At 50.7% G+C, this 6,288-nt stretch carries 5 protein-coding genes; 4 read left to right on the top strand and 1 reads right to left on the bottom strand.

Annotated elements, in window-relative coordinates; translation table 11 throughout:
* Window positions 1-28 precede the first annotated feature (28 nt).
* Window positions 29-565: a M48 family metalloprotease gene (locus LKK83_RS25720; RefSeq protein WP_324634309.1), complete on the bottom strand. Its 537-nt coding sequence runs from the start codon at window positions 563-565 to the stop codon at window positions 29-31.
* A gap of 87 nt (window positions 566-652) precedes the next feature.
* Here LKK83_RS25720 and LKK83_RS25715 point away from each other — a divergent pair, with 87 nt between their 5' ends.
* From LKK83_RS25715 to corA, 4 genes are all read left to right on the top strand, one after another.
* Entirely contained in the window at window positions 653-880 is a 228-nt protein-coding gene (locus LKK83_RS25715) for a hypothetical protein (protein ID WP_324634307.1), read from the top strand.
* Between the two features lie 108 nt (window positions 881-988).
* Window positions 989-1,417: a hypothetical protein gene (locus LKK83_RS25710; protein WP_324634306.1), complete on the top strand. Its 429-nt coding sequence runs from the start codon at window positions 989-991 to the stop codon at window positions 1,415-1,417.
* A gap of 768 nt (window positions 1,418-2,185) precedes the next feature.
* Window positions 2,186-4,567, top strand: a complete 2,382-nt coding sequence (locus LKK83_RS25705) for a PAS domain-containing sensor histidine kinase (protein ID WP_324634308.1) — start codon at window positions 2,186-2,188, stop codon at window positions 4,565-4,567.
* A gap of 398 nt (window positions 4,568-4,965) precedes the next feature.
* Entirely contained in the window at window positions 4,966-6,150 is a 1,185-nt protein-coding gene (gene corA / locus LKK83_RS25700; protein ID WP_324634305.1) for a magnesium/cobalt transporter CorA, read from the top strand.
* Window positions 6,151-6,288 lie beyond the last annotated feature (138 nt).

Here is a 6,288-nt window from a genome sequence, read left to right as displayed (position 1 = left end):
CCATTTCCCCTGGCTCTCATCCCGACGCTCACCAAGCACGGGTAGAGCGCGGGGCTTCCCGCCGAGAAGCTAAAAAGGTTAAGAGCAGCACCAAAGGGTTGAGACCGTCATCATCGCCGCCTCCGGGTGCGAACCAAAATGCCATCTGCGCTAAGAAGGATATGGCACCGGCGATGGTTGCCGCTACGGCTTGGGTTAGGGTGTCGCGGTTATTGATATGGCTCAATTCGTGGGCAATTACCGCTTCGAGTTCGTCCGGGGGCAGGAGGTCGATAATGCCTTCGGTAACGGCTACGGCTGCATGTTCCGGGTCTCGACCGATGGCAAAGGCATTGGGAGAGCGACTGGGGACGATATAAATCGCGGGCATTGGCAACCAGGCGCGGTAGCAGAGGTTTTGTACCATTTGATGGAGTTGCGGTGCCTTCGCCTGAGAGACGGGCTGGGCACCATATGCCGCTAAGGCAATGCGATCGCAATAGTACCAAGAGCCAATGTTGGTGAGTGCCGCTAATGCTACGCCGATTAAGGCTCCTGCTGTGCCCCCAATCAGCCAGTAGCTCATTAAAATCAAGGTTAGCCTCCTTTAGTCGGAAACTGGGTAGCGCTGAAAAACGATCGCCTCCATCAGGATTTTCGCTTGCCCATCCGGGTGTCAGTTGTCTTCATTGTAGCGACCCCCTTCTGGCCGCTACGGGCAGAAAACGCCCCTAACTCGGTACGGGTTCACTCACCCACATGGCCCCCCGCTCTCGGGCGATCGCCGCTCGGGTGTGATGACGATCGCAGCTTTGGTCGATCGCGATCGCACTCAATTGTGTCGTTTGTCACTATGCGCTCGAATCGCGATCGCAGTTTTACTACCCAAACCGTGCAATAGTATAATCGTAGGGCTAAAATTATAGACACTATGTTACAAGACGACAGTCCATCTTCTGTTTCCTCTCGATCCACCGCTGTGCTCTCGCAGTTGAAAAGTGGGCAACTGTTGAGGGTCGATCCAAATCGGCAGGGCGGTCTGATTCTATGCAAAGCCCATCATGCCGAGTTCGCCGGTCCGGGAGCGGCAGTGGGCGGTATGTTTGACCTCGATTGCGTCCGCACGATTGCGGTGGGCGATGTGGCATTGATTTATCCAGAGTCGCACCAGGAACGTCAGCAAGCCTATCGACAGCGCCAAGAATGGTTTAACTCCATTCAACAGCCTTTGATGGAGTTGGTTCCCCTGCACAGAGCGCAAAAAATTTTGCACCTGTTCGCGCAATCCTTTGACGGTAAAACTGTTGCGAATCTTCCCAGTGAAGCCTTGGCTATGTTAGTGGGTGTGTTTCCCCATACCATCGCAATGGCAAAACAATCCCTCAAACAGCACGCCGCACCCCAAAAACCTCTGGCGATTCCCCGAGCGCTCTCGTAGCACTGCCTGCACACAGGCAGAATAGTGGTTGCTTTTAAACGGTAACGCTCATGTTTCACATTTTATCTCCAGTCCGATTAAAACCGGCGATCGCTTCACCAATCAACCATTGCACTCGCGCTGCAATTCCAGCTCAAAGGAGCGCCTATTTGCCCCACTCAACTCCCTTCTGGTTTACACCAAAAGGGAGTTTATCGTTTTTATCCATCGCCATAATGTCAATTTTTTTGGTTGACAACTGATTTTGGGAATTATAAAATCAATGAATTGTTTTCCTGGGGGATTATACTGGCCTATCTAGCTAGCGGTTTCAATTGCTCCTACCAGATTCGGGAAACTGATGTTCTACGGTTGGGGGTAATGGGTTGGCGATCGCGCCACCGCCCTCTCCAACACCAACGTCACGAACATCAAGTGAACAACCCGCCCCCAAATCAGCCAGCCGCCAGACACTCGTCAGACTGTGCTGCTTGGGGAAAGATAATTCCGCTCTCCGGGGCAAATTGTCCCTTTTTGCCGCCAAAGCAGCATGAAGCCGTTGTAAAATGTGGCAATTACTCCCAATTCGCGCCTGCAAAAATCGCGCACCTCCATCCCGTGCAAACTGAACGTTGCATTCTTCTGTTTGAAAACGTGCATCTGGAATCTAACCCTTGCAACGCTTCTGCTTTAGAATATTGCACCCTAGCCCGGTATTGTTGTCCCCCCCCCCTTCTTCTTCGGAACCTTTGCAGTGTCCGATTCCACCTTAATTGATGCTCGATCGTGATGAGATTTTTTGGAAATACCGCCATGTCCGCCGTAGACAATAGCGAACTGTTCGCTCTGTTTTTGGAACAAGCACCTGCCGCGATCGCGATGGTTGACGACCAGATGCGCTACCTGCTTACCACTCGTCAGTGGGCGATGGATTATCAACTCTGCGCCACCTCGCTCATTGGCCGCTCTCATTCTGAACTGTTTCCGTTTCTCCAGGAAAAAAGCATCAAGGCAAAAACCACAGGCAACCATCATGGCGGGGTGGGATTTACCCCGAAGGTGGCAAGGCAAGGGGAGGGGGAAATGGTCAGACTTCAACGGTGGCAAGGAATGCACGCGCATGCCCTGCAAGGTGCGATCGCGCGCTGGGAACCCGAACCCCTCCGCCGCAGTGATGGTTCGATTGCTTGGATTGAAGGCGAAATTCGTCCCTGGCATCACCCCAGTGGTAAAGTTGGGGGCTTGATTTTATTTAGCCAGATTGTCAAACTCGACCCCCCCCACAGCAATGCCACGGATTCAAGGAAGGGGTGGAAAAAAACCGCAGGCGATCGCCACGCCGATGCAATCGCTTTTTCCCGGGATGCACGCCCCGCAGTTCCCCCAAATCACAATCACAAACCTGCCCCCTCGTCAGAACATCTCCTCCTCACCCCCCTCAAACGGGAAGACCGACAAGCCAGTTTCTGGGCAAGACCCAGCCGAGCAAACGCACTGTTACAGGCAATTCCCGATATCCTGTTCTGCTTGAGGGAAGATGGCACCTGCCTCGAGTTCAAAACGCCAAAAAACGAACGGTTATGGTCAGATAATGGCGATCGCCCTATTATTGGCAAAAAATGGTGGGATATTTGGCCTCCCGAGGTTGCCAAGCTGACTCGGCACTACTTCAAACTCTCCGGAAAAACAAACAGCGTACAATCGTTTGAGCTAGAACTCCCGAGTGGCGATCGCCCCTCAGAATCCCCCTCTCCAGAATCCCTTCCCCCAGATCCCCCTGCACCCCGCCCCCGCCGCTGCCAGTTATACCAAGTACAAATCGTCCCCTGCGAGGAGAATGAATTTCTAGTCTGGATGCGCGCGATCGCCCCGGTCCTAGAATCGGACTCCCTCAAGCAAATGACCCTCGCCTTGGAAGCCGAACAAGCTCACCGCGAGCAAATCGAAGACATTCTCAGATTTACTCAATTTTCCCTCAATCGCGCTGCCGATGCGGTTTTTTGGGTGGATTCCCAAGCGCAGTTTTTTTACGTCAACGATGCCGCTTGTTTGTCTTTAGGGTATTCGCGCGAAGAACTAATTTCGATGACGCTTCACGATATTAATCCAGATTTTCCACCCCATTTGTGGGCCGATTACTGGGATGAAATCAAACAACTTGGCTCGTTTACTCTAGAATCTCGCCACCAATCCAAAGATGGCCGGATTTTCCCTGTGGAAAGTACGGTGAATTATTTGGAATACAACGCTCAGCAGTACAATTGCATCTTGGTGCGCGATATCACCGAACGCAAGCAAACCGAAGCACAACTCTACGAAGCCAAACTGGCGGCAGAAGCGGCCAATCGCTCGAAAAGTACCTTTTTGGCCAATATGAGTCACGAACTCCGCACGCCGTTAAATGCGATTATCGGCTATAGCGAACTGCTGCAAGAAGATGCGGTGGATCTCGGCATTTCCGATGCGGAGTTTATCGCCGATCTGGGATCGATTAATTCCGCAGGCAAGCATTTACTCTCGATTATCGGCGATATTTTAGATTATTCAAAAATTGAAGCGGGCAAGATGCAGCTATTTCTGGAGTCTTTCGAGTTGCCGAAGTTAATCGAGCAAGTGCGCGGAACCACTCAACCTTTGGTGGAAAAAAATTTGAATCAGTTGGTGGTTAACTGCCACGGGGAGTTGGGCACCATGTACGGCGACTTGACTAAGGTACGACAGGTGCTTTTCAATTTGTTGAGCAACGCCGCTAAGTTTACTCAACAAGGCACAATTTCTCTGAGTGTCACCCGCGAACCGAGAAGTCAACATGAAATCTTGATGGATGAAAATCAATCGGATGGGAGTTTAGAGGAGCAGTTTTTCGTCTTTCGCGTCCGCGATACTGGCATTGGCATGACGCCAGAACAGGTGGAACATTTATTCCAAGCGTTTATGCAAGCTGACGCATCCACGACTCGCCAGTATGGCGGCACCGGTTTGGGTTTGGCGATTAGCCGCCTGTTCTGTCAGATGATGGGGGGCGATATCATGGTAGAAAGTGAAGTGGGAGTGGGTTCGACTTTTACGGTTTATCTGCCCATGAGGGTGCAAGAACCCCCCGCTGGCGATCGCCGCGATTCTGAAACTCCCGTTACCTCTGAAGCGTTGAGCTGTAAAATCCGGATTTAGGTGGCGGGGGTCTTAGGGCAATTTCCGATTGTTAACTGGCGATTGACCGGGAGGCTGCGATCGATTTGCACTCCGATGGGATCCGGGAGAATCGCTGTTAAAAAAATTGTCTGCGTAGGCAGATGTAGTTACGGCGGGTGGTATTTCAATCGCAAGCTTTTTGGAGGCAATCGACCGGGCACCATAGAAGAAAAAAGAAGGTTTGATGGCTAGCAAGTTTATCCTGGAAAAGTACAGGGGTAAAAAGCCAGTGTTTTAAACAGGCGGGAAACAAATAAAATCTTAGGCAAGAGGGGTCAGGGCGATCGCTCTACAGAGGGAAGTTCTCGGTCACAGAAGACAATTCGCGTAAAAATTACTTAAAATCGCTGTTGATAGTTGTTGTTGCATTCAACCCCATGATAGAACGAGAATTTACGACGTCTGAAGTGGTTGCTCCAGGCGATCGCCACGAAGAGGAAGAAGAATCCTATGTGGATTACTTCTACGACGAACCCGGGAGTATGCCGGGAACCCTTAGTATTGAGTCCGATGCGTCACCGCCGACACTGATATTAATCGACTATAACTTCAGCAAAGCCACCCGGGTAGAGTTGGGTAGCCCAGAAACCTGTATTCCGTATTTAGATAAGCAGTCAGTGTCTTGGATAGACGTGCAGGGGTTGGGAAGTGAGGATATTTTGCAGCGGTTGGGGAAAGTGTTTGAATTGCATCCGCTACTGCTAGAAGATATTGTCAATGTTCCCCAACGACCGAAAGTAGAAGATTATCAGTCGCAGCAAGTGATTATTGCGCGGATGGTGATGCTCAAAGAAGAGCGGCCCGATCCCGACGAAGAATATTTTATGTCCGAACAAGTGAGCTTTGTGTTGGGTAAACATTACCTGCTAACCGTACAGGAAGAACCCGAACACGATTGTTTCGGGCCGGTGCGCGATCGCATTCGCACGAACAAAGGCAACATTCGCAAATATGGAGCCGACTATCTGGCATATGCTTTGTTAGACGCCCTAATCGATGGATTTTTCCCCGTTTTGGAAGCATATGGCGAGCGGATTCAAGACTTAGAAGACGAAGTGGTACTCAACCCCACAACTCACACTTTAGGTAAAATATACAAATTACGCCGAGAGTTGCTATACCTGCGGCGCTCCATCTGGCCGCAGCGCAATGCAATTAGCAAATTGATTCGCGAAGGGAGTCCGCTGATTGGAGAAGAGGTGAGCATTTATCTGAGAGACTGTTACGATCATACGATTCAAGTTTTGGATATGGTAGAAACCTACCGAGAGTTAGCCAGCGGGTTGATGGATGTGTATTTGTCAGCGGTGAGCAACAAAATGAATGAAGTGATGAAATTGCTCACAGTCATTTCGACCATTTTTATTCCCCTAACCTTTATTGTAGGGGTGTATGGAATGAACTTTAATCCCGAGGTATCGCCGTGGAATATGCCAGAATTGAATTGGTACTGGGGATATCCGGCAGTGTGGGTGTTGATGGTTGCGATCGCCACAGTGCTGATTTGCTTTTTCTGGCGTCGGGGATGGTTTAAGAACGTTTCAGACCTCAAAGATGATTGAGGGTAGCATGTCTTTCACGCACAAGAGCATGTAGACTGAGGGTAGCCATCAACCTGTAGGAAAAACCGTCAGGGACTCCGTAGAAACCAACCCCATGTCTAAAGCCAGGGGCTTGTACTTCTAACCACCTGACCAGCC

Source organism: Phormidium sp. CCY1219 (assembly GCF_035615515.1).
In the GTDB taxonomy this organism is placed as follows: Bacteria; Cyanobacteriota; Cyanobacteriia; order Cyanobacteriales; family Laspinemataceae; genus CCY1219.
Note: the sequence above shows the minus strand (reverse complement) of the source record. Positions and strands in the feature narration are given on the sequence as shown.

Excerpts from the sequence above, each read along its gene's own strand:
- LKK83_RS25720 (WP_324634309.1), bottom strand. The coding sequence starts at position 565 with ATGAGCTACTGGCTGATTGGGGGCACAGCAGGAGCCTTAATCGGCGTA.
- LKK83_RS25705 (WP_324634308.1), top strand. The coding sequence starts at position 2,186 with ATGAGATTTTTTGGAAATACCGCCATGTCCGCCGTAGACAATAGCGAA.
- corA (WP_324634305.1), top strand. The coding sequence starts at position 4,966 with ATGATAGAACGAGAATTTACGACGTCTGAAGTGGTTGCTCCAGGCGAT.